This window comes from Agathobacter ruminis (genome assembly GCF_002735305.1).
In the GTDB taxonomy this organism is placed as follows: Bacteria; Bacillota; Clostridia; order Lachnospirales; family Lachnospiraceae; genus Roseburia; species Roseburia ruminis.
The window spans coordinates 59700-81988 of record NZ_PDYG01000123.1; the positions used below are offsets into that span (position 1 = coordinate 59700).

Here is a 22289-nt window from a genome sequence, read left to right on the forward strand (position 1 = left end):
TTCTTAATAATAAACCCGATTGGTCTCGATAGAGACATCAATCCCATCTTCGGCCAGTTTTCTGAAAAATGACTTTTGCACAATCGTCTCACGAAAAACAGAACTGAATGTAAAGCACAGATTTCCGTTATAGGAGCATATGGTTCCTTTCAGTGACTGCCCCTTTGACATGGCAATACAAGCTGTGAATTTCTCGATGTAGTCCGCATATCGCTGATCAAGCACCACATTGCCGATGTTCGTGATGGTACTGGTATTGGCCAGTGCCGATTTGGAATAGACGATTCGAATGGCAGGCTTCTTGAGCGGCAAAGGAAATGCACGCAGGAATTTGTTTTTCTGGTTGGATACGGAATAAGAAAAAAGATCTTCCATATGATCTTTTTGAATTTGTTCCCGCAACGAATCACGCACGGCCTCAAGGACATCTTCAAATGTCATATTGTCCTGCGAAGCCACAAATTCCGCTGAAACCACAATAAAGAAATTGCGTGTGGTATCCGAATCAAAATACGGTCGCAAATTTACCGGCACCGCCACACGAATCGGATGCGGATTGGCCGAGCGAAGCATATGCTCTGTATAAACACTATATACGAAAGCAGCCACAAGATATTCATTCAGTGAAACCCCGTACCGATGTGCCACCTCTTTTAATTCCGACACCTTCATATAGCCATGCATCAAGGCAAATTCGCCTGTCGGTAATTTTTCCTCGCGAATAATATAGGCCTTTTTCTTTTCAAATCCGCTTGGCTTTGCCGCTTTATAGTTTTTCAAAAAAGAGTCTTCCACCGAGAGTGAAGTTTCATCCGAAAGACGGTCCTCACACTGTTTGCCCAACTCCTGATGTGCCAGTCGCAAATACTGATAGGTCAGCTCGCGCAGAAAATTCACGCCTCCCATTCCGTCTGCCAGAACATGGAATACTTCCAGATTGATGCGGCACTGATAATAAGTCACACGGAACAGATAGCTGTGGTTCCTGTTTGCATGGATATAACGGCATGGAAAAAGAGACTCCTCTGTTACTTTAGGAGCCTTCTTTCCATTTTCTTCAAAATAATACCAAAACACACCGGCACGCAGCCTCACATTGAATCCGTCGATTTTCGGCAAAACCATATCCAGTGCTTTTTGCAACAATTTTGGTTGTACCGGTTCCTTTAAGGTCACGGAAATGCGATAGACATTGGTCATACTTTCGCCGGCGATTGCCGGAAACAGCAATGCGGTATTGTCCAGTTTCTGCCAGCGGATGTAGCGATGTGTAGAGCCGATGTGGTCCTTAGTGTCTTTGTTTCTTTTCATAATTGATGTTCGTATTCTTATTTGTTTCGATTTTCAATATCAGTAAACATTGCAATGCGAACCGCATGGCGACCGCCTTCGAATTCCGCATCCAGATATGCTTTTACAATATCTTTCGCAAGCTCAACGCCGACGATGCGTGCGCCGAAGGCAATGATATTCGCATTGTTATGCTGCTTTACCAATCGTGCTGTTGCACAGTCAGAGCATACTGCTGCACGCACACCATTTACTTTGTTGGCTGCAATGGAGATGCCAACTCCGGTTCCGCAGATCAAGACTGCACATTCCACTTCGCCGTTTGCAACTGCATTGCCGACTTTCTCTCCGATTTCAGGATAATGACAACTCTCTGTCGAATCCGTTCCGTAATTGACCACTTCATGGCCAAGTTCCTCCAAATATGCAACAATCTGATACTTTAATTCAACTGCACTATGATCATTTCCGATTCCGATTTTCATCTTATATTCCTCCAAATTACGATTCTGTTTTATTTTTCTCAAGTGCTGCAAGCAATCTGCCCAGCACATCCTGCGGCACATATGCCTTTACAGACACACCTTCTGCCACATATTCTTCCGAAAGCAGTTCGCCCTGTTTGCGAATCTGCTGAAGCAGACTACCCTGTGAAAATGGGATGATTCCCTCAAATAATACTTTGTTGTCACGCAAAATCTGTTCCAGCAAGTCTCTGACGCGGTCAAGTCCAATCTCATTCTTTGCCGAAATCGAAAGCGTATAATCCGCACGGAAATCGCGCAAAGGTTCATCATCCGTGCGCAAATCCTGTTTGTTAAACAATGTGATAATCGGCTTGTCTTTGACTCCAAGCTCCGTCAAAGTCTGGTATACAATCTGCATATGCTTTTCGCGCTGCGGATTGGATGCATCAACCACATGAATGATATAATCCGCATATTTTGCTTCTTCGAGTGTACTTTTAAATGCCTCAATCAGATGATGCGGCAATTTGCGGATAAATCCGACCGTATCTGTCAAAAGCAGCTCCTGCTTGCCGGACAATTCCAGCACACGCGTCGTCGGATCAAGTGTCGCAAACAGTTTGTCTTCCTCAAGCACCTCTGCCTGAGTCAGATGATTCAGCAATGTGGATTTTCCGGCATTGGTATAGCCGACAATGGCAGCAACCGGTTTTGCGTTCTTTTTGCGCTTTGCACGCGTGATATCACGGTGCTGTTCCACCTCTTTTAATTCCCGCCGCAATTGTGCCACACGCGCCTGAATCAGTCGGCGATCCAGTTCCAGTTTCTTTTCACCTGGACCTTTGTTTCCCATCTGACCGCCCTGTCGTGACAGGGATTTGCCAAGTCCGATCAGTCGACTGCTCCGATAGCGCAATTGTGCCAACTCAACCTGTATTTTTCCTTCGCTGCTGGTCGCATGCGCCGCAAATATATCAAGAATTACGAGAGTACGATCGAGAATACGGACAGACAGCAAATCCGACAGATTCGAAATCTGTGCCGGTGACAGCTCATCGTCACAGATGACGGAAGTTGCCCCCGTGCGTGCGATTGCTTCACGGATTTCTTCTACTTTTCCGCTTCCCACGTAGGTTCCCGGATGTACATGCTCTCTGTTTTGAATAATGGTCTCAACCGCCTGTGCGCCCGCAGTCTGTACGAGTTCCGCAAGTTCTGCAAGGGAATCTTCCGTATCATCCCCTTCATTGTCGCATACGCCGACCAAAATTACTTTTTCAAGTTCCTGTTGTGTTGTTTCTATCATTCGGTATCCTCAGTCTGCAGCCCTTCCCTTGTCTTCAAAAACTGCAATTCTGCAGCAGCTTCGTCATCCTTCGGGAATTCATTTACATATTCTTCCAGTATTTCTTTTGCTTTCTGATAATCGCCCATCTTTTCATATGCGACCGTCAGATTCTTGAGCAGGTTCTGCCGATCCAGCAAATCTTTTTGGTCTTTTGCCCCTTCAAAGAAACGAATTGACCATTCATAATCCTTGTTTGCAAATGTCTCCTCGCCCGCATGGACCAGTGCCTGCGCATCCACTTTATCAGAGCTTAGATAGGCATTCAGATAAGTCTCTGCCGCCTCATTTTCGCCCAGTGCTTTTTCGATCATTGCCAGATAAAAATTGGCTTCTACATAATCCTGCTCAATGGCCTGTTTCAGCAGGGAAACAGCATTCTCATATTCTTCCAGATAATAGGCAATGCGTCCTTTGTAAAAATGATCTCTGCCCTTTTCACCGGACTGCTCATAGCCCTTTTGCAGATAATCACGCGCCCGCTCATCCTGTCCTTTATTTTTAAGTGTTTCATAAATGCCGATATACAATTCATAATTCTTTTTGTCTTTTTGAATTGCCTGATTATAATCGGACAGCGCCTCATCCGTACGCCCCTGCTCCATCAGCAGATTGCCTCTCTGGAAATATGCCGGCGCATAATCATTATAAGAGATCAGCGCATCATAAGTTTCGAGAGCCGAGTCAATATCATTCAGACGATAATAGGATTCTGCCAGATACAGATTGATGTCCAATTCCATATCTCCGACAGAATGCGCTGCTGACAGCGCCTTTTGAAATGCCTTTACCGCTTCCTCGTAATTTCCCTGACTCATACAGGTAATTCCATAGGAACGATAAGCCTCCTCATCATTGTCTTCCGCCGCTTTTCCGCAGGACACAAGAAGAAGGGATACTGCCGAAATCAACAGCCCCCTTCTGATATGTTTCATGATCTTATTATTCTTGATTTTATTTTGCGTAATCCGTATCATTTTCTGATTCATGATTTCCTTTTTCTTCCATGCAAAAACTCTTCTTGCATTATTGCTCAACAAAGCAATTATAACACAAGAAGAGTTTTCTTAAAAGAATCGGCTACAATTAATTATAAGTGCCAGATATCCTGATTGTACTGTTCGATGGTACGGTCTGAAGAGAAGAATCCTGCCTTTGAAATATTCACAAGCATCTTCTTTGCCCAGGTCTTGCGATCGTCGAAGTCTGCTACGACGCGATCCTTGGTTTTGCAATAATCCTCAAAATCAGGGAATGTCATGAACCAATCTTTTACGATCAATTCCTTATGCAGTCTCTCAAGATTTTCTTTCTGACCAACCTTCATCATTTCCGGTCCGACAATGAATTCTACCGCACGCTTAATCAGCTTATTCTTCTCGATGTAATCCTTTGAGCAATAATCTCCTCTCTCATAGCGATCGATGACAGTCTGAGAATCCTCTCCGAATACATAGATGTTGTCTTCGCCGACCAACTGAGCGATTTCAACATTCGCACCGTCGCTGGTGCCAAGTGTAACTGCTCCGTTCAGCATGAATTTCATATTTCCGGTTCCGGATGCTTCCTTGGAAGCAAGTGAAATCTGTTCTGAAACATCACATGCCGGAATCAGCTTTTCTGCGAGGGTCACATTGTAGTTTTCTACCATAACAACCTTTAAGTATGGGCTTACCTCAGGATCGTTTGCAATGATTTCCTGCAGACATAAAATCAAATGAATGATGTCTTTTGCAATGATATATGCAGGCGCTGCCTTCGCACCAAAGATTACGGTAATCGGATGATTTGGCTTTTTGCCTTCTTTGATTTCAAAGTATTTGTTGATGACATAAAGTGCATTCAGTTGCTGACGCTTGTACTCATGCAAACGCTTTACCTGGATATCAAAAATTGAATTTGCATCCACTTCGATGCCCTGCTTCTCTTTCAAATAAGCGACAAGCTCGTTCTTCTTTGTCTGCTTTACATCAAGAATCTTCTGCAATACCGCATCATCATTGACATAATTGCCAAGCTTTTCAAGCTCATTTGCATCCTTCTTCCATCCTTCTCCGATCAATTCGGTTACGAGATTGGAAAGTTCAGGATTACAGCTCATCAGCCAGCGGCGGAAAGTAATTCCGTTTGTCTTGTTGTTGAAACGTTCCGGATACAGCTTGTAGAAGTTGTTCAGCTCGGTATTCTTCAAAATCTCGGTATGAAGGTATGCTACACCGTTGATGGAATATCCGTAATGGATATCCATATGCGCCATGTGAACCAAATCATTCTGAATGATATAGGTTGTCTCATCCTTTACCTTGCTTCTCACACGGTTGTCAAGCTCAACAATGATTGGCATCAACTGTGGAACAGCCTTGTTCATGAAGTGGATTGGCCACTTCTCAAGTGCTTCCGCAAGAATGGTATGGTTGGTATATGCACACATCTTGGATACGATTTCAATCGCCTCATCCATCAGGAGTCCCTTCTGGCAAAGCAGACGAATCATTTCCGGAATGATCATGGACGGATGGGTATCATTGATCTGAATGACTGCATAGTCAGCAAGATCATGGAGATTTGAACCGTGTTCAATCGCCTCATCAATAATCAGCTGTGCCGCATTTGAAACCATGAAATACTGCTGATATACACGAAGGATACGACCCTTGTCATCCGAATCATCCGGATACAGGAACAAGGTCAGGTTCTTTTCTACTTCATCCTTATCAAAATCAATAGTATCGCCAACAAGGCTCTCATCGATTGTCTCAATATCAAATAAATGTAATTTGTTGGTACGGTTGTTGTATCCGACAACATCGATGTCATACATCTTCGAAGTCACTTCAAATCCACCGAAGTTTACTTTGTAGGTCTTCTCTGTCTTGTTCAGCCAGCTTTCCTTTGTAATCCATGGATTTGGTGTCTCATGCTGAAGATTGTTCTCAAATACCTGCTTGAACAATCCGTAATGATAATTCAAACCAACACCGTCTCCAGGCAGTCCGAGGGTTGCAAGTGAGTCAAGGAAACATGCAGCAAGTCTTCCGAGACCACCGTTTCCGAGAGATGGCTCCATCTCGATTTCCTCGATCTGTGCAAGTGACTTACCCTGCTGCTCGAGTGCTTTCTTGGTTTCTTCATAGATACCAAGATTGATCAGGTTGTTGGATAATAATTTTCCGATCAAAAACTCAGCGGAAACATAATATAATTTCTTTTTTCCTTCGAGCTTTTCTTTTTTCTGTGCTTTTTCTTTTACGAGATCTAAAAGCGCAAAATAAATCTGTTCATTGGTTGCAGCGGTAATGCTGTTGCAGAGCTTGCGCTCCAATTCATTCATAATAGACATATGATTTCCTCCATATCTGTTTGCTCTTACTCAATGACAAGATTATTATTTCACACTTGTCTGACAAATACTTGCAGTATCTGTGCAAAAAGTGGTACAATCCTATCATGTTATTGCGTAATCAATACCAAAACGGCTATTTAATCGCTAAATTTATGTTGTGATTGTATCATTGAGGAATCAATATGAATATTGTAGAATACGAAAATTATCAGGAAAACAAGGACCATTCCCTGGCCGACTTTCCCTATAACACTTACCTTTGCTCCATCCCACTGGACTTCACGGAAGTGCCGTTGCATTGGCATGATGAAATGGAAATCATCTATATCAAGAAAGGCCATGGCATCGTCACCGTCGATTTTCGCAGCTATCATGTAGAAGGACCGAATCTGATTCTTGTCCGCCCCGGTCAGCTGCATTCCATCGAACAATATCTGGACGATTCCATGGAATATGAAAATATTCTGTTTTCTCCGAATCTGCTGATGTCCAAGGCCGAGGAGTCACGAATTATGGATTTTATGTCCGGCTTTTTATCGGGTCTGATTCGTGTGCCGACGCATTATACGCCGGTCTATCCTTATTACGAGGATATCGCTTCCTGCATTGATGCCTGCGATGAAATTATGAAGACACGGCCCCAGGGATATGAATTCTTTATCAAGAGCAAACTCTTTGAACTGCTGTTTGTACTCGACAACCGCTGCAAGAATTTCGGCCCGGAAGACTCCAACAAAAAGACATTGGAAAAAATGCGCATCGTGTTAAAATATGTCGAAAACCATTATCGGGATCATATTGCGGTTGCGGATGTTGCAAAGATTTCCGGATTCTCAGAATCGCATTTCATGCGCTATTTCAAAGATGCAATGGGCAGTTCCTTCATCGATTATCTGAAGGATTACCGGCTGACAATGGCAGCCCGTATGCTGCAAAGCTCTGAAGAAAGCATCCTCATCATTTCTGAGGAGGCGGGCTTTTCGAACCTCTCCTACTTTAACAGGAGTTTTAAAGACAAATATAAAATGACACCGCGCGAATATCGCAAGCAGTGTCAATAATAATATACGATCAGACTGCACAGGACTGCAAATGCAGCACCTGCCAAAACATCGCTGATATAATGTACGCCTGTCAGTACACGAATGGTGGCAAGCAAAAGCGCACACAAAATCAAAATGATACCGGCCACCGGAATCCCGGACCATAACAACCATGCACAGGCGATGGCCATCGCGGAATAGACATGACGACTCGGAAATGATTTTCCTTTTGTCTGTTTCTCTATAATCGGATGAATCGGCAATGACTCATAAGGCCGCTTTCGATTGCGAATGAATCGATAAACCGTCACAAACAAAAAACCGTCAAGCGGTGCAACGATTGCTTCAAACAAATGTGCATCTTTCTGCAAAAACAGGAAAAGCAACAGCACCGGATATGCGACGAATGACAACACTGTCAGCAGACGGTTCGAAGCTTTCAGGAACCGGCACAAAGCCGGTTTTTCTGCGGTTGTCGTCACCAGGCGAATATAAAAATCCCGCATCTTCTACCTCTCATATAATAAATGTTCCAACAGAAAAATATAAAACCGGCAATCTCTCTCGCCCGCCTGCAGCAATGCAAGCAGATTGGCACGCACATGCTCCACAAAATTATCCGGGGTCAATTCAAGATTCCAGATAGAGCCGTTGATGCGACTGTCATTTGCCAGCACTTCCGAGAACAGTTTCTGCACAGAGTGCATGGTGGACTGATCCATGACACGCAGCCAGCTGTTGTCGTCCTGTGCCAAACGAATCGCCATAAAGGAATAGTATTGTGTCAAAAAATCCGTAAATCCCATTCCCGGTCTGACCAGTTTTTCCTGATCTTTTAATATTTCTCCCCAAAACAGACTCCGACATGCGGCAACAACCGCTTCCTTGTTTGCAAAATAATTATACACCGAGCCAACCGCAATGCCACATTCCGTGGCAAGCTTGCGGATGGTCAGCGCATCAATACCTTCCCGTCTTGCAATTACAAATGCTTTCTCCAAAATCGCATCGGATGTCGTGATTTTGTAATTGATAAATTCTCCCATTATTTTCCTTCGTAACTAACTACGGAAGCGACATCATATCCTTTTAATACATCTCTTCCTTTTAATCCTGCAAGCTCCATCAAAAAGATAATCTTTTCCACTTTTCCGCCGAGTTCCTCAATCAACTCCGCAGCAGCTTTCATGGTACCTCCGGTTGCAATCAGATCATCCACCAATACCACTTTTTGTCCAGGCTTTACCGCATCCTTATGAATCTCAATGGTTGCCTGTCCGTATTCAAGATCATAGCTCTTGGAAACGGTTTCGCGCGGAAGCTTTCCTGCCTTGCGCACCAGTACAAACGGTTTGTGAAGAAGATATGCGATTGGCATTCCAAAAATGAATCCTCTTGATTCTGCACCTGCAATAACATCAAAATCCACACCGTCCAACAGCTTTACCATCTCGTCAATGGCAAGCTTTAATCCGTCCGCATCCTGAATCACGCTGGTAATATCGCGAAACATAATGCCAGGCTCCGGAAAATCCGGAATCGTTGTAATATAATCCTCTACTTTTTTCATCTCTAATCATCCATCCTCTCTGGTTTATTTGGCACATCAGATGCGCCTTTGATGTGCGAAAAATTCGCATCTATTTTTACCACATCACATACGGTTAAGATATCATCTGAAACGGTAAAACGCAAATCATATCCTCCAAAACTGAGTCCGTATATGTAATCCGGCTTCTTGTTGTAAGAAGCGCGTGGATCCTGTGCAAGTATATCATATGCTGCCTGTCTTTTTTCCTGCGGCATTTGTGCAAGCAAAGCTTCCGGAAATACGACTTCAATCCGGTCAGCCTTGTGCTGTTCCGCAAAACTTCCTTTTGCATCCGGATGAGAATCCGTATATGCCAGATACGGTTTGATATCATAAATCGGTGTGCCGTCCATCAGATCCGCTCCGCTGACCACCAAAACCGGGCCCCGGTTTTCGTCAATATAAACCGCTTCGAGTTTCACGGAAGAAAGCCCAAGCGAATTCGGTCGAAACGGCGAACGCGTCGCAAAAACACCTTTCTTTTCTTTTCCACCGAGACGCGGTGGCGCCACCGTCGCTGCAAAATCTTTCTGCCGATTTTTGGAAAAATCCCAGATTAGCCACAAATGTGAAAATTCCTCAATGCCACGGATGGCATCCGGATTGCGGAATTTCGGTTCAAATACAATCTCCGCGCGCAGGGAGGATACCAATCCGCTTTGGCGCGGGATGCCGAATTTGTCCGGAAAATCAGTATGTATTTTTGCAACAATTTCAATTTGCTTCATCTTATAAACTACCTTATACCTGTTCCAAAGTCAACGGCGCAGCCCCTTTGGATAATGGTTTTTCATCTGGTTTGCAGTCGCTTTGCCCCATCCGAGCGGATAACTGCAATAAGTTGCGAGGCAATAGCCGCAGTCCTTCTTTTCCAGAGCAAGGCCCATCTTTGCCTCTCCTCTCAGATAGGCATAAGCTTCTGTCTCATTCAACTCGATTGCGCGCAACACCTGATCTTTTTGCAAAGCCATGGCCCACGCATGTTCCGGTTCAAACCGGTCTTTTTTAAATCCGCCGAGCGCCAGACCCGCGCGCAGAACTTTCAGGCCTGACAAGTTCGGACATTGCGGCGGCGCCAGATACCATTGCTCACCAAAGGTCAATATGCCGTTTGCTTCGATTCTTTTTTCAAATGCATCCGCATATTCCGGTGTGAAATTATCCTGCAGGAATGCAGAAAAGATAAGGCCGTACTGCATTGCATTGGCAGAACCTTTTTTCTTTTTGTTTTTTGCACCTGCATCCGCTTTGAGTGAATGAATCACCGGTGCACGTGTCGCAAAATCCAGTCCGGACAGTTCCCCTTCTTTTTGCAGCAGCGCCATAAAATGGCCTTCGCCCTTGTCTTTGTGTGGCCAGAACCTCACCTGTTTCAGCAAAGAAAAATCCGGATGGCGGGACAAAAATGCATTGACCGTATCTTCATTTTCTTCCTTTGCAAATGTACAGGTCGAATAGACCATGGTGCCTCCCCGCATCAGCATGGACGCGGCATTGTCCAGAATCATTGACTGGCGCTTTGCGCAAAGTTGCACATTCTCCATACTCCATTCCCCAATCGCATCCGGATTCTTGCGGAACATTCCCTCTCCGGAACATGGTGCATCTACCAGAATCCTGTGAAAGAAATCCGAAAAAATTGCAGCCAGATGATCGCTATCCTCATTGAGCACCAGCGCATTGGTGATTCCCATCCGCTCGACATTGGAGGCAAGGATTTTGGCTCTTGCCGGATGGATTTCATTTGCGACAAGCAGTCCTTCATTTTTCAAAAAAGCGGCAAGTTCTGTCGTCTTTCCGCCCGGCGCTGCACACAGGTCCAAAACGCGTTCTCCCGGATTCGGCGACAAAAGCGCTGCCGGTCCCATCGCAGACGGCTCCTGAATATAATAGAGGCCCATCTCATGAAAAGGATGAAGCCCCGGTCTTTTCTCATTGTTATAATAGTAGGAAAGCGGTGCCCACGGAACAGGATCCTCCAGTCCGATTTCATCTGCAAAATTACTCACCAGTTTTTCCCGAACCGCTTCATTGCGAAAGCGAAGTCCGTGATATTCCGGTCGGTCATACGATTGCAAAAATGCATCCATCTCTCCTTCGTCCAGCAGTGGACGAACATGTTCTATAAATTCATTTGGTAATGTCATTTTAGGTTCTTTCCCTCTTTTTGCCAAATTGCCTAGTTATTTTACCATAATTTTTGCGACATTTAAATGTTTTTGAGATTGACACCGCAAAAAGATTTTGCTATCGTATATCAAAAGTATTTTCAACAACTGCACAAGAAAGAGAGGATAACAGCAAAATGGCTACTATTATCGGCGAGGGAATCACCTTCGATGATGTTCTTTTGGTTCCACAGTACTCAGAAGTAACACCAAATTTAATTAACCTCAAGACACATCTTACAAAGAAGATTGTACTTAACATTCCTATGATGTCTGCCGCCATGGATACAGTCACTGAATCCAAAATGGCAATCGCAATGGCAAGACAGGGTGGTATCGGTATCATCCACAAAAACATGTCCATCGAAGCACAGGCCGATGAGGTAGATAAGGTAAAGCGTTCTGAAAATGGCGTTATTACCGATCCATTCTCTTTATCTCCAAATCATACATTACAGGATGCGGACAATCTGATGGCAAAATTCAAGATTTCCGGTGTTCCGATTACCGAAAACGGAAAGCTTGTCGGCATCATCACCAACCGCGACCTGAAATTCGAAACAGATTTCACCAAGAAAATCAGTGAGTCCATGACTTCCGAAAATCTCATCACTGCAAAAGAAGGCATCACTTTGGAAGAGGCAAAGCAGATTCTTGCAAAAGCACGCAAAGAGAAGCTTCCTATCGTAGATGATGATTTTAATCTCAAGGGCTTAATCACCATCAAAGATATCGAAAAGCAGATTAAATATCCTTTATCCGCAAAAGATGATCAGGGTCGTCTTCTCTGCGGCGCAGGTGTAGGAATCACCGGAAATATGATGGATCGTGTTGATGCACTGGTAAAGGCACATGTCGATGTCATCGTTGTCGATTCTGCACATGGTCATTCCAAAAATATTTTAAACGCAGTTCGCGAAATCAAAGCGAAATATCCTGACCTTCAGGTCATTGCCGGAAATATTGCAACCGGCGATGCTGCAAAGGCTCTCGCTGAAGCCGGAGCTGATGCCGTCAAGGTTGGTATCGGACCTGGTTCCATCTGCACAACCCGTATTGTTGCAGGTATTGGTGTACCACAGGTTTCTGCAATTATGGAAGTATATGAAGCAGTAAAAGATCTTGATGTGACCGTCATTGCAGATGGTGGTATCAAGTATTCCGGAGACCTGACCAAAGCACTCGCTGCTGGAGCAGATGTATGTATGATGGGTTCCATGTTTGCCGGATGTGACGAAGCACCGGGAACATTTGAATTATTCCAGGGGCGTAAATACAAAGTATATCGTGGTATGGGTTCCATCGCCGCAATGGAAAACGGTTCCAAAGATCGTTACTTCCAGGAAGGAGCACGAAAGCTTGTACCGGAAGGTGTTGAAGGCCGTGTTGCATACAAGGGCACCCTGGAAGATACCGTCTTCCAGTTGATCGGTGGTATCCGCTCCGGAATGGGATATTGCGGATGTGCTGACATCCCAACCCTCCATGAGAACAGCAAATTCGTCAAGATTTCCGCTGCATCTCTCAAGGAAAGTCATCCACATGATATTCATATCACAAAGGAAGCGCCAAACTACAGCTCAGGTGTATAACAGAAAAAATCAAGGGACTGCATTTGCAGTCCCTTTTTTATTTTGCTTCAAACGCTTTCATCAACAGAGCACGATACACCGGATTGTTCCACCAAACAGATTTTTCAGACAGCCCGGTTTGCAAATCTGCATACGGTTTAGAGATCAGTCTGACCCTGATTTTTCGACGAGATGATTCCGTATCCACGACAGTCAGATAAACTGTCTTCTTCGTACAATTGCCATCCGAATCGGTCGCTGCAAAAATAAGAGGAAGAGTTGCACGATCTGCAAGTCGACCGATTGCGGCAGCATCATAATTCATAATCACCGGAGTCAATATCCCATCTTCCATATCATATGCGCGCGCATATTTGCAAAGAAATGCCTCAGTCAGCTTTCCGCTTCGCGCCTCCTGTACTGTAAAATACATGTCCCGCGCTTCCACCGCAGGAACCGCATCTGAGAGCGCATATATGGTAATGACAGCCTGATCTGTATTCAAAACACCTGCTTCTTTTGCAAGTGCAGCAACAGTCATTTCTGTTTTTGCATCATACAGCTTCCCGCTCTTGGGCTTCGCATGCAGACTCCATCCGGCAAAACTGTCCATCGGCGCATCCGGCATCACAATCGTCTGTGTCACATCCACTCTCATCGTTTTGATCACCGCTTGTGGATTTTGCCGTACAAAGCGGATGGTATATGTATTGGGCAGCCATATCGCATACAATTTTGTGCTTGCATAATGTTCTACAATCCAATTATCGCTCACGGCCGCTGTTGTTGAATAATCACGTCTGCTTTGACTGCGTGTACTGCCCCATCCGCTCTGATAATATCCGGCGCGTGTCCAGCCCGGATTAGGAAATGCCTGGTTCTTTTTTTGAAACTGAAAAGTCGCTTTGACACTGGTCTGATCCGTCCCACTTTGGTTACGATAAAAAGTAACCGTCGTCTTCATCACGGTTGCATATGCGGTCCATTTGGAATTGTCATTGACCAGAAAAGAGACTTTTGCAGTTGTCTCTGTCGAAGGCCCGCTCCATTTTGAAAAGGTATATCCCTTTTGCACCTGCGCCGATATGACCGCTTTGGTGCCGTAACAATAGTTTCCTTCACCGGATACCGAAGCGATTCCGCTTCCTTTCGATAATTTCACGGAATAGAAAAGTCCCTGCACCGATTTCCCGTAGTAGCTTTGCAATGCCACCTTCGATGCCACGGACCAGTCCTGTGCTCCGACAATCCCATCATAGGTTGTATAGACCACACCGCTGATCGGTCCGGAGTCATTCATGCTGCCCTGCACCACTCCATTTTTTACTACAACCATACATGCATTCAGCCGAATCGACACCTTGCCCTCCCGCAACAGATTCAGCGCCTGTCCTGTCATGCGCGATTGCATGTCCGACAACTGAAATGCATACAGATTGTATTCATAATCTCCGCTTTTTCGATTATCAACCCGCTTCAAATATTTCCCGCCAAGCGCAAAATAGATTGTCTGCAGCAACTTGTCATTGTTATCACGGATCAGCAGTTTCCAGCCGATGGTACGATATTTGATTCCTGATGTAGAACTTGCCCCACGGCTTCCGAAATAGACTTTTCCGTCTTTTTCCGAGGTCGGATGAAAAACCGGCTCACCACCATATTCGAGATAATAGTCCGTAGCCTGGTTCCAGACGGATGCACGCACAGTCTGCGTACAACCGGTCCACAGAATCAACGCCAAAAGAAGCGGCCGGATATATTTTTTTGCCTTCAAATCTATCCCTCCTGTTCTACAATCGCAGTCTTTTCATACTCCCGCTGTGTCATGATTCCAAATGGATTCCGATATTTTTCCGTAATGCAAACGGACAGAATCCCTTTGTCTGTATCACAGACTCTGACTGCAATCTCAAATTGCGAATCTGAAGCAATCCGGGTTGCCAGCTCCCCGGACAAAAGCGCACGGACTTGTGTTTCATCCGCTTTGGTTCCGTAAGATTGTTTTAATACAGTCGTAACTGCCCTTGAAAGGATATGCTCCATCTCGTTTTTGCGTGAGATATTTCCATAAATCGACATGCAGGTCAATATCGAATACAGCATAATCAGTCCACAGACTGTCCCCATAATAATATTTTTCATGTCAGGCCTCCCGGAACCGGTGTCTGGACCGGAATCGTAACTGTGCAATTTTGGATTATGCCATTTTGATCCGTCCCCGAAAAAGAAAAATCATAAATTCCCGGTTCTTCGAGACAAATGACCGCCCCATCATTTTCCTGCTGAAACAGGAAAGATTGTCCATTTTGGTTTTGCACCATTGTCAGCTGTAGTTGCACAGGACTGCCGGTGCTGTCTTTCGCCTCAAAATGATCTTTGACCTCCGTCCGGACACCTGCGACAATCGGATGGTCTACCAGATATCCGATATGAATTCCCGTCTGACGCTCATATTTTGAAAATGCCACATTATCCTGTTGCACCTGCCGGTGGGAAGGATACAGTTGACCGATTCCATTTGTGAGATGATTTTTTCCCACAAACAGAATCATCACCGCCAGCACACTGACCGCAATCATCATCCCTCCGAATTGCGATATAATTTCACGCATACAGACCTCCTATCCTGCTCCGTTGACCAGTAAAAACAATAATTTTGAAAGCCCGCCGTCTCCGGACAAAAACATCATCCGAATCACCCAGAATATTGCAGTTGCTCCCAGAACAGAAAGCACTGTCAGGCCATACTCACTCAAAAGATTTTTCATTTAATATCCTCCTCGGATTTATAAGAGCGTCGCTATGTATCTGATTGCATGAACAGCGCTCAAGCCTATAATTGCCAAGACGAGACTAATCCCATATTCTTCCAGTATTTCTACCATGCAAACCTCCTTATCAATAGGTATATGCCGACAAAATATGCGTCTGTTCTTCCTGCAATCCGAAAATGTGGAGCGCATATTTCAATTCCACTTTTGCTGTCTCGCATTGAATCTGCGCCGGAACCATTGCCGCATCCTGTATCACAATCGGTGTTTTCCCGGGTTGATACAGCGTCACCTCCAGCCTGCAGCCTGCAGTCTGCGCGCGCATGCAACATTCGCGCAAAACATCCGGATAATAATCACTTTCTTCCAGTTCTTTGACAATTTTAGCATGCAGATTCTGCGCTTCCATGACATGCAAAAATTGAGCAAACATTCCGATGCAGCAGCTGCACATCAACAAAATCAAAAATACTCCCAAAAAAGTTTTGATAATCTGATTCACCCAAGCCTCCTATCCGGTCTGTCCCATAAATGCAAACAAAAACATTAGCATGTCCGCGATCAGTTTCATGGATGCTGTCAGCACCGGAGCCAAAAACAGCAAATACATCCCACTGCATTTGTCTTTCAGGCGTACCTGTTCCGCCTCATCCAGCGCGCGATAATTATTGCTGACGAGATTCATCAGTTGTCCCTTTGCATTCCCGCTGTTTCCCATGGAAAGTGCATATAACATACTCATCGCTGTTGAAATCTGAGGCATCTGAAAGTCCTGCAAAAAATGATGGTAAGGTCGCGCCGACTCCGGATCCACAATCAGTTCCTGTTCCAGCCGGCTCAAATCCGTCATCAGAATCTGCGGCGCATGCAATGTGGATTTTTGAATTGCAACCTGTACATTTTCGGTTTGCAGCAGCAATACCAGATCGACCAGCCAATGTGGAAAGGCACTTCGTATTTCCTTTTGCACCTGACGCCGGCGCAGTGTTTGCCCGATATAATGCTGATTCAGCACAACAAATGAAACCGCAAGCCCAAATGCACCGTACCATGGGTGCTTTAATATGATACAGATTGCCGAAAGAATCATAAAAGGAATCCCGGCAAGAAGTGAATTCCGCCAGCCTTTTGACATATCATAATTACGATAATCATTCAGTCTTTGCGTGCTTCTCTTCTCATCCGAAAAAGCATCCAATTTAATCCAATCTTCATTTAAGAATTTTGCTCCGCCGAATATAATCAATACATCCAGCGCAATTACGACAACACTCAAAGTCTGTGTGACAATATTTGCACTAATGTCCAGATTCATGACCGGCAGATAGAGAATACAGCTGCAAATCACAAGAGAAGCAATCACGGAAAGAACAATTTCACGCAGGGACTTTTTACGGTCGCGAATCGAATCCTCAATGCGCATTTTCCATCGATTCTCATCCTCCTCCATCAATGCAATTGCCTCCCTTCGTTCTCCGCCTGTCATTTCCACACGCAGCATAAAATCATGCAGGTCTTTCACACGCTTGCAATCATATGCTTTTGCGATCATTTCCAGTGCATCAGCTGTCACTTCCGATTCATCAAAGGTTAACTGGATATGGTCGCAGGCCTCCGTCAGGATTGCTTTAAGCGGGCCCGGATTGACAGAAATTGCAGTATCCGATAAAGCAGCATCGATTTTGCCGGATTTCAAAAAGGCGCGAAACATCATTTCAAGGTATAAGCAGGTCTCCTGAAATCTTTGATACTGCCGTTTTTGCAAGACATCCTTTTTGCGCCAGAATAACACTGCAATCATTCCAATCGCCAGGACAATGGCCGTCACAATCCAATTCAGTTTCAACATCAGATGAAGGAAATAAACAATCATCATCATTCCAAGATATTTCATTTACACCTCCGCATGCTCTACTGTTTCAGATCCGCTGTCGACAATGTTTTGCGCAAACGGGTCCACGATTCCAGACCGGTTCAGCCGATGCAGAATGTGCGCCGGTATTTCATGTGTACACAGTCGCCCGGATTGCACCAGCATATAAATATGATTCCCCTGCTCATCGCGATCAAACAGGCAAAGCTGATCAATATACCGATAAATCTTGTGCTGCGCGTTTTTTTTGCGGCGAATCAAAATGCCGACATCGATTGCTTCGTAGATATCATTTTCGAGCCGGTCCGCATCAATGCGATTCTCCAACATACTCAATATCCTGTCCGGCACATGATGCACATCATCGGTATGCAGTGTGGTCATTCCGCATACGCCGGTGGACCAGCTTTCCAGCAAATATTTCACTTCCCTGCCGCGCGCCTCTGAGAGCATAATCCATTTCGGATTCAGCCGCAGTGATGACTTGATTGCCTGTGCATAATCAAATTGATCTCCGACACGCACTTCCACACAGTCCTTTCCCGGATTGGTCTGGCGGTATCGCAATTCCATCGTATCCTCGATGGTAATTACCCGGTCACTGGCCGGAATAAATTGCGACAGGAACTTCACACACTCTGTTTTTCCCACTCCTGGCATGCCACAGAAAACCATATTCATCTTTGCATGAACAAAGTTCAAAAGGAGATTTAGAACCGCCTCCTCACAATAATCCTCGCGTAGGGCTGACTCAGCCGTCAGCCGAATCACGGGAGGGGTTTTTCTGATGCTGACAGTTCTGCCGTTTCTCGCCACAGATTCATGCAAAATGGTCACACGCAAATCCGGAGTCTCTGCTTCGAGCACAGGATTTTGTTTGTTGAATTGCCGGCTGATGACGTTTGCAATCCGATTGGTGAATTGTTCAATAAACGCTGTCGTAATATTGGCTTTTACATACGCGTCCGGGACAGGATACCGTTCATTGAGAATATTGGTCAGCCATACCTGATTGCCATTGTAATCGATATCCGTCACTTCATCGCTTTCCACAAAGCGCCAGAAAGGTCCAAAATAATCTTTGCCCAGTTCCATGGCACACCTACATACCGGCCGCGCTGTCTGCTGTGCTGATAAAATGCTCGATCAGATTTGCAAACGCTTTGCCGACCACGCCGGAACCGTCCGTGCCTACAACGACAAGGATCACTGCCAAAACGGCAAGAATCGCAGTAATCGTAATCAAAATACCACCGTATTCCTGAAATATTTCTTTCATATTGTCTCCATTCCGATGGGGGAAAGAGTGTGCGAATGCACTTGATTTAAATTGAATTCCAAAAAAGTAATTCTAGTTATACAAAATAATTTTGGATTTGTAAATAGGACATTTATCCCTTATAATAATGGAGTAAAGATATTTTTCATCCGAAAGGAGTATGTCTATGCAAGACAAGGAAACATATCGAATCGGTATCGTCCTGACAAATTTCATGTCCTATACGCCAAGCGGTATTCTGGAAGAAATTTCAAAAGTTTTTCGCGAGCAGGGACATATCACCTTATATACCGAAACAAACGGAAATCTTGAAGACGAACGAAGAGCCATCTCCTATCTGGTTGAAGAGACAGACGGTTTGATTATCATGTCCTGTGCCAAAGACTATTCAGAGATTGAAGATGTGTTGCCGGATTCTTTCCCGGCCGTTTTTCTGCTGAGTTATCCTCGCAACTGCAGAAAATCCGTCATCATCGAAAATGATTATTCAGCCATTTATCAGGGCATTTTATCCCTTTCGAATCAGAATTTCCGCAAAATTGCCTGCGTAATCGAAAATCCGGACACTTTGGTCGGACAGTCTTACATAAAGGCATACGAAGATGCATTAACTGCCATCGGCCAGCCGATTGAAAAAAATATGATGATCGAAATCGATGACTTTACATCCATGAATCCGACAAAAATCTTTTCACAGATTATTGCCTGCGGTGCCGAAGCAGTCTTTTGCACTTCGAGCGCTTTAACCGTATCGCTTTCCGATTGTCTGATTTATTATAATCACAATATCAACAACAAGCCGATTCCCCTTCTGGGTTACGGTGTCAGCGATGTCAGCATCGCCAGTTTTTTAAGTGTAGATTTAATAAGCCATTCAGTTGCTGAATTTGCGAACCTTGCGTTCCAGACACTGATCTATTGCATTCGTCATCCAAATGAGACAGTGCAAAAAGAAAGAGTGCTCCAGTTAAAAGGAACACTCCAAATGCACAGATATAACGGATTAAATATTACAGAAGATTAACAATCTTCTTTCTCACAAATCTCGGAAGCCAGTTCCGAGATTTGTTTCATATTATCGATAAATCCTCTGATATGATCAGCCGAATCATTGGCAACATTCTTCATCGCATCAATTGAACTGGTGGAGGACTCCACCTGCGTGGTCAGATTCTGTGCGATATATGTGAAATCCTGCATTTTATCAAACATAATCTTGGAATCATTCTGATATTTGCGGCCAACCTCAACCAACTCATTATAGCTGCCGATGGTCTTATCCTTCATAAATTCAAGCACCTTGGTCGCCTCTTCCGCAAGGCCCGATACCGCATTCAAAACAATATTGGAAATATCCTTAATCTGAGACGCCGTCTCGCTGGAATTGGCTGCAAGTTTTTTGATTTCTTCCGCAACAACGGCAAATCCTTTACCTTCCTCGCCAGCGTGTGCCGCCTCAATGGAAGCATTTAATGCAAGCAGATTGGTCTGATCGGAAATCTCGATAATATTGGATGTCAGATTGAGAATCAGCTCCGCTTTTCTGGATTCCTCGATTTTTTCATTCATATTCTGTTCAATGGTAACCGCCATTGCTTCCACTTCCTGGCGTTCCTTCTCCGAACGCATCATAATCTCATATGCATCTTTATTGGAATTTTCGGCATAATCGGCACCGTCTTTCGACTCTTCGCTCATTCCAAGGAATGAATCCTTCATGTCTTCCATCACATTGCTGATATTTGCAATTTCATCCGACATGGTAAGAATGGAATCATAAGCATCTGACATTGCACCGGTCAAATCTGCAGAAGCATCACTCACACTCTGAGACTTTCGCTCTACGTTTTCGAGCATTTTTGCAAGGTCACTTGCATTTTTTTGAACAGCCGCAAGTTGCTCTTTCAAAATCTGATTTTTTTCTTCAATTTCGCTTAATGCCTTATTTCTTCTAGCCATATTCCACTCCTATATTCCTGATTATATTTTATAATTCGAAGAATTTTTTATTTTTTCAAATCCCTGCAGGTCCGATAGACATCGCCATCAGTCCTAAAATTAAAGTGCTGTTTATCAAAAAACACCATATACATTTATTATAGCAAACTACATATTTTTGTAAACCTTTTATGTTTTCTCACAAACGTCCTCGCCCCATGGCCCCGGTAAGTTCAGGACATACAAAAAGGCCCCGAAGGGCCCTTTAACTCAGTCGGGCTACAAGCTCCGAGCGAGTCTTGACAAATTGATTATTGTGCGAGCATCTTTTCGCAGCTGACCAGGCGAACGACAGTCACGAATACTTTTGCAGCCTCGGTCAATTCCTCCAAAGAAGGATATGTCGGTGCAATTCGAATTACACTATCCTTTGGATCCTTTTTGTAAGGGAACGGAGAACCGGCTCCGGTCATGGTCACACCGGCTTCCTTGCATTTTGCAATAATTTCTTTTGCGCATCCCTGCAATGCTTCAAACGAAATGAAATATCCACCCAGTGGCTTTTTCCAGTTGCCGATGCCTCTCGGTGCAATTTCTTCGCTTAAAAGGTCATTTAACATTTCGAATTTTGGCCGGATAATTGCGGCCTGTTTCATCATATGAGCATCGATTCCGGCGCGGTCCTTAAAGAATGCGACATGGCGATACTGATTGATTTTGTCAAAGCCGATGGTCTGATAAGTCAGCTGACTCTTGATGTCCTCGAGATTCTTCTTTGATGCAGCAACACCTGCAATACCACTTCCCGGGAAAGAGACTTTGCTGGTTGAGCAAAACTCAAAGATCATATCTTCATTGCCGTATTTCTTTGCTTCATCAAAAATATTCAAAATCTCAGCCTGCTCATCCTCATAGAGATGGTGTACAACATATGCATTGTCCCAGAAAATACGAAAATCTTCTGCAGCAGGTTTCAGGGCAGCGAAGCGACGAACGGTTTCATCGGAATAGACAACACCTTCCGGGTTGGAATACTTCGGCACACACCAGATTCCTTTGACACTTGGATCCTTTACCGCTTCTTCCACCTGATCCATCAGAGGTCCATCATCATTCATGTCGATGTTGATCATCTCGATTCCGAAATGCTCCGTAATCGCAAAATGGCGATCATATCCCGGAACCGGGCAGAGGAATTTTACTTTTTCAAGCTTGCACCATGGTGTATGGCCGCAGATACCTTCGTAATAAGCGCGTGCCACCTGGTCGTACATACTGTTTAAGCTGGAATTGCCATATACCAGAATCATTTCAGGATCCACATCAATCATGGATGCAATCAGGCGCTTAGCCTCCGGGATACCATCCAAAATACCATAATTGCGCAAATCAGTGCCGTTTTCACTCTTTAAAACAGTTTTTGAATTCACAACATCAAGCATTGGCATTGCAAGTTCCAACTGTTCTGTTCCCGGCTTTCCGCGTGACATATCAAGTGAAAGTCCCTTGGCTTTGATTTTGTCAAATTCTGCCTGTAATGATTGCTGTTCAGCCAAAAGTTCTTCTCTTGTCATTTCCTGGTACTTTTTCATAATTCCCTGTCTCTCCTT

23 protein-coding genes are annotated in these 22289 nt (G+C 44.5%); 3 read left to right on the plus strand and 20 right to left on the minus strand.

What is annotated here, in order from left to right; genetic code table 11:
- Positions 1–3: 3 nt before the first annotated feature.
- The 5 genes from CSX02_RS11445 to CSX02_RS11465 form a co-directional block, all read right to left on the minus strand.
- Positions 4–1311, minus strand: coding sequence for a hypothetical protein (locus CSX02_RS11445; protein WP_099386761.1), 1308 nt, complete (start codon positions 1309–1311; stop codon positions 4–6).
- A 17-nt stretch (positions 1312–1328) separates the two neighbouring features.
- Positions 1329–1775, minus strand: a complete 447-nt coding sequence (gene rpiB / locus CSX02_RS11450; protein WP_099386762.1) for a ribose 5-phosphate isomerase B — start codon at positions 1773–1775, stop codon at positions 1329–1331.
- Between the two features lie 16 nt (positions 1776–1791).
- Positions 1792–3063, minus strand: a complete 1272-nt coding sequence (gene hflX, locus CSX02_RS11455) for a GTPase HflX (RefSeq protein WP_099386763.1) — start codon at positions 3061–3063, stop codon at positions 1792–1794.
- Positions 3060–4091: a tetratricopeptide repeat protein gene (locus CSX02_RS11460; RefSeq protein ID WP_143248189.1), complete on the minus strand. Its 1032-nt coding sequence runs from the start codon at positions 4089–4091 to the stop codon at positions 3060–3062. Before CSX02_RS11460 ends, hflX begins: the two co-directional genes overlap by 4 nt.
- Positions 4092–4192: 101 nt before the next feature.
- On the minus strand, positions 4193–6442 hold the full coding sequence (locus CSX02_RS11465; RefSeq protein ID WP_099386765.1) for a glycogen/starch/alpha-glucan phosphorylase: 2250 nt from the start codon (positions 6440–6442) through the stop codon (positions 4193–4195).
- 185 nt (positions 6443–6627) lie between these two features.
- Here CSX02_RS11465 and CSX02_RS11470 point away from each other — a divergent pair, with 185 nt between their 5' ends.
- Entirely contained in the window at positions 6628–7506 is an 879-nt protein-coding gene (locus CSX02_RS11470; RefSeq protein ID WP_099386766.1) for an AraC family transcriptional regulator, read from the plus strand.
- On the opposite strand, the gene CSX02_RS11475 is transcribed toward CSX02_RS11470, so the two are convergent.
- Genes CSX02_RS11475 through CSX02_RS11495 form a run of 5 tightly spaced genes read right to left on the minus strand, consistent with a single transcriptional unit; the run spans position 7500 to position 11226 of the window.
- Entirely contained in the window at positions 7500–7994 is a 495-nt protein-coding gene (locus tag CSX02_RS11475) for a phosphatase PAP2 family protein (protein WP_099386767.1), read from the minus strand. The genes CSX02_RS11470 and CSX02_RS11475 overlap by 7 nt on opposite strands.
- Before the next feature lie 3 nt (positions 7995–7997).
- The gene (locus CSX02_RS11480; protein WP_031546158.1) at positions 7998–8534 is read right to left on the minus strand and encodes a TetR/AcrR family transcriptional regulator; all 537 of its coding nucleotides are present in this window, start codon (positions 8532–8534) and stop codon (positions 7998–8000) included.
- Entirely contained in the window at positions 8534–9058 is a 525-nt protein-coding gene (locus tag CSX02_RS11485; protein WP_031546155.1) for an adenine phosphoribosyltransferase, read from the minus strand. Before CSX02_RS11485 ends, CSX02_RS11480 begins: the two co-directional genes overlap by 1 nt.
- Before the next feature lie 2 nt (positions 9059–9060).
- Positions 9061–9807, minus strand: a complete 747-nt coding sequence (gene tsaA, locus CSX02_RS11490; RefSeq protein ID WP_099386768.1) for a tRNA (N6-threonylcarbamoyladenosine(37)-N6)-methyltransferase TrmO — start codon at positions 9805–9807, stop codon at positions 9061–9063.
- Between the two features lie 30 nt (positions 9808–9837).
- Positions 9838–11226 (minus strand): RsmB/NOP family class I SAM-dependent RNA methyltransferase, encoded by a 1389-nt coding sequence (locus CSX02_RS11495; RefSeq protein ID WP_099386769.1) that lies wholly within the window; start codon positions 11224–11226, stop codon positions 9838–9840.
- Positions 11227–11384: 158 nt separating this feature from the next.
- Here CSX02_RS11495 and guaB point away from each other — a divergent pair, with 158 nt between their 5' ends.
- Positions 11385–12839 (plus strand): IMP dehydrogenase, encoded by a 1455-nt coding sequence (guaB, locus tag CSX02_RS11500; protein ID WP_031546147.1) that lies wholly within the window; start codon positions 11385–11387, stop codon positions 12837–12839.
- Between the two features lie 37 nt (positions 12840–12876).
- On the opposite strand, the gene CSX02_RS11505 is transcribed toward guaB, so the two are convergent.
- From CSX02_RS11505 to CSX02_RS13670, 8 genes are all read right to left on the minus strand, one after another.
- A complete protein-coding gene (locus CSX02_RS11505) occupies positions 12877–14592 on the minus strand; it encodes an InlB B-repeat-containing protein (RefSeq protein ID WP_099386770.1) in 1716 nt (571 codons plus the stop codon).
- 2 nt (positions 14593–14594) lie between these two features.
- Positions 14595–14960: a hypothetical protein gene (locus tag CSX02_RS11510; RefSeq protein WP_031546140.1), complete on the minus strand. Its 366-nt coding sequence runs from the start codon at positions 14958–14960 to the stop codon at positions 14595–14597.
- The gene (locus tag CSX02_RS11515) at positions 14957–15430 is read right to left on the minus strand and encodes a hypothetical protein (protein WP_099386771.1); all 474 of its coding nucleotides are present in this window, start codon (positions 15428–15430) and stop codon (positions 14957–14959) included. The genes CSX02_RS11510 and CSX02_RS11515 overlap by 4 nt, the downstream gene beginning before the upstream one ends.
- 9 nt (positions 15431–15439) lie before the next feature.
- On the minus strand, positions 15440–15586 hold the full coding sequence (locus tag CSX02_RS13665) for a hypothetical protein (protein ID WP_189281553.1): 147 nt from the start codon (positions 15584–15586) through the stop codon (positions 15440–15442).
- 130 nt (positions 15587–15716) lie between these two features.
- The gene (locus tag CSX02_RS11520) at positions 15717–16091 is read right to left on the minus strand and encodes a hypothetical protein (protein ID WP_099386772.1); all 375 of its coding nucleotides are present in this window, start codon (positions 16089–16091) and stop codon (positions 15717–15719) included.
- A gap of 9 nt (positions 16092–16100) precedes the next feature.
- Positions 16101–17483, minus strand: a complete 1383-nt coding sequence (locus CSX02_RS11525; RefSeq protein ID WP_099386773.1) for a hypothetical protein — start codon at positions 17481–17483, stop codon at positions 16101–16103.
- On the minus strand, positions 17484–18557 hold the full coding sequence (locus CSX02_RS11530; RefSeq protein WP_099386774.1) for an ATPase, T2SS/T4P/T4SS family: 1074 nt from the start codon (positions 18555–18557) through the stop codon (positions 17484–17486).
- A 7-nt stretch (positions 18558–18564) separates the two neighbouring features.
- The gene (locus CSX02_RS13670) at positions 18565–18741 is read right to left on the minus strand and encodes a hypothetical protein (RefSeq protein ID WP_189281555.1); all 177 of its coding nucleotides are present in this window, start codon (positions 18739–18741) and stop codon (positions 18565–18567) included.
- Between the two features lie 166 nt (positions 18742–18907).
- On the opposite strand from CSX02_RS13670, the gene CSX02_RS11535 reads away from it, so the two are divergent.
- The gene (locus CSX02_RS11535; RefSeq protein WP_031546129.1) at positions 18908–19765 is read left to right on the plus strand and encodes a substrate-binding domain-containing protein; all 858 of its coding nucleotides are present in this window, start codon (positions 18908–18910) and stop codon (positions 19763–19765) included.
- Here CSX02_RS11535 and CSX02_RS11540 read toward each other — a convergent pair.
- Both CSX02_RS11540 and CSX02_RS11545 read right to left on the minus strand, forming a co-directional pair.
- The gene (locus CSX02_RS11540) at positions 19762–20700 is read right to left on the minus strand and encodes a methyl-accepting chemotaxis protein (RefSeq protein WP_099386775.1); all 939 of its coding nucleotides are present in this window, start codon (positions 20698–20700) and stop codon (positions 19762–19764) included. The two genes, CSX02_RS11535 and CSX02_RS11540, sit on opposite strands and share 4 nt — an antisense overlap.
- Positions 20701–20990: 290 nt before the next feature.
- Positions 20991–22271 (minus strand): aminotransferase class I/II-fold pyridoxal phosphate-dependent enzyme, encoded by a 1281-nt coding sequence (locus CSX02_RS11545; RefSeq protein ID WP_099386776.1) that lies wholly within the window; start codon positions 22269–22271, stop codon positions 20991–20993.
- Positions 22272–22289: the final 18 nt, after the last annotated feature.

Coding starts and splice junctions, on each gene's coding strand:
- CSX02_RS11545 (WP_099386776.1), bottom strand. CDS start 22,271: ATGAAAAAGTACCAGGAAATGACAAGAGAAGAACTTTTGGCTGAACAG.
- CSX02_RS11465 (WP_099386765.1), bottom strand. CDS start 6,442: ATGTCTATTATGAATGAATTGGAGCGCAAGCTCTGCAACAGCATTACC.
- CSX02_RS11535 (WP_031546129.1), top strand. CDS start 18,908: ATGCAAGACAAGGAAACATATCGAATCGGTATCGTCCTGACAAATTTC.
- CSX02_RS11470 (WP_099386766.1), top strand. CDS start 6,628: ATGAATATTGTAGAATACGAAAATTATCAGGAAAACAAGGACCATTCC.
- rpiB (WP_099386762.1), bottom strand. CDS start 1,775: ATGAAAATCGGAATCGGAAATGATCATAGTGCAGTTGAATTAAAGTAT.
- CSX02_RS11495 (WP_099386769.1), bottom strand. CDS start 11,226: ATGACATTACCAAATGAATTTATAGAACATGTTCGTCCACTGCTGGAC.
- CSX02_RS11540 (WP_099386775.1), bottom strand. CDS start 20,700: ATGGCTAGAAGAAATAAGGCATTAAGCGAAATTGAAGAAAAAAATCAG.
- CSX02_RS11485 (WP_031546155.1), bottom strand. CDS start 9,058: ATGAAAAAAGTAGAGGATTATATTACAACGATTCCGGATTTTCCGGAG.
- CSX02_RS13670 (WP_189281555.1), bottom strand. CDS start 18,741: ATGAAAGAAATATTTCAGGAATACGGTGGTATTTTGATTACGATTACT.
- guaB (WP_031546147.1), top strand. CDS start 11,385: ATGGCTACTATTATCGGCGAGGGAATCACCTTCGATGATGTTCTTTTG.
- CSX02_RS11525 (WP_099386773.1), bottom strand. CDS start 17,483: ATGAAATATCTTGGAATGATGATGATTGTTTATTTCCTTCATCTGATG.
- tsaA (WP_099386768.1), bottom strand. CDS start 9,807: ATGAAGCAAATTGAAATTGTTGCAAAAATACATACTGATTTTCCGGAC.
- CSX02_RS11515 (WP_099386771.1), bottom strand. CDS start 15,430: ATGCGTGAAATTATATCGCAATTCGGAGGGATGATGATTGCGGTCAGT.
- CSX02_RS11510 (WP_031546140.1), bottom strand. CDS start 14,960: ATGAAAAATATTATTATGGGGACAGTCTGTGGACTGATTATGCTGTAT.
- CSX02_RS11475 (WP_099386767.1), bottom strand. CDS start 7,994: ATGCGGGATTTTTATATTCGCCTGGTGACGACAACCGCAGAAAAACCG.
- CSX02_RS11445 (WP_099386761.1), bottom strand. CDS start 1,311: ATGAAAAGAAACAAAGACACTAAGGACCACATCGGCTCTACACATCGC.
- CSX02_RS11480 (WP_031546158.1), bottom strand. CDS start 8,534: ATGGGAGAATTTATCAATTACAAAATCACGACATCCGATGCGATTTTG.
- CSX02_RS11530 (WP_099386774.1), bottom strand. CDS start 18,557: ATGGAACTGGGCAAAGATTATTTTGGACCTTTCTGGCGCTTTGTGGAA.
- CSX02_RS11460 (WP_143248189.1), bottom strand. CDS start 4,091: ATGAATCAGAAAATGATACGGATTACGCAAAATAAAATCAAGAATAAT.
- CSX02_RS13665 (WP_189281553.1), bottom strand. CDS start 15,586: ATGAAAAATCTTTTGAGTGAGTATGGCCTGACAGTGCTTTCTGTTCTG.
- hflX (WP_099386763.1), bottom strand. CDS start 3,063: ATGATAGAAACAACACAACAGGAACTTGAAAAAGTAATTTTGGTCGGC.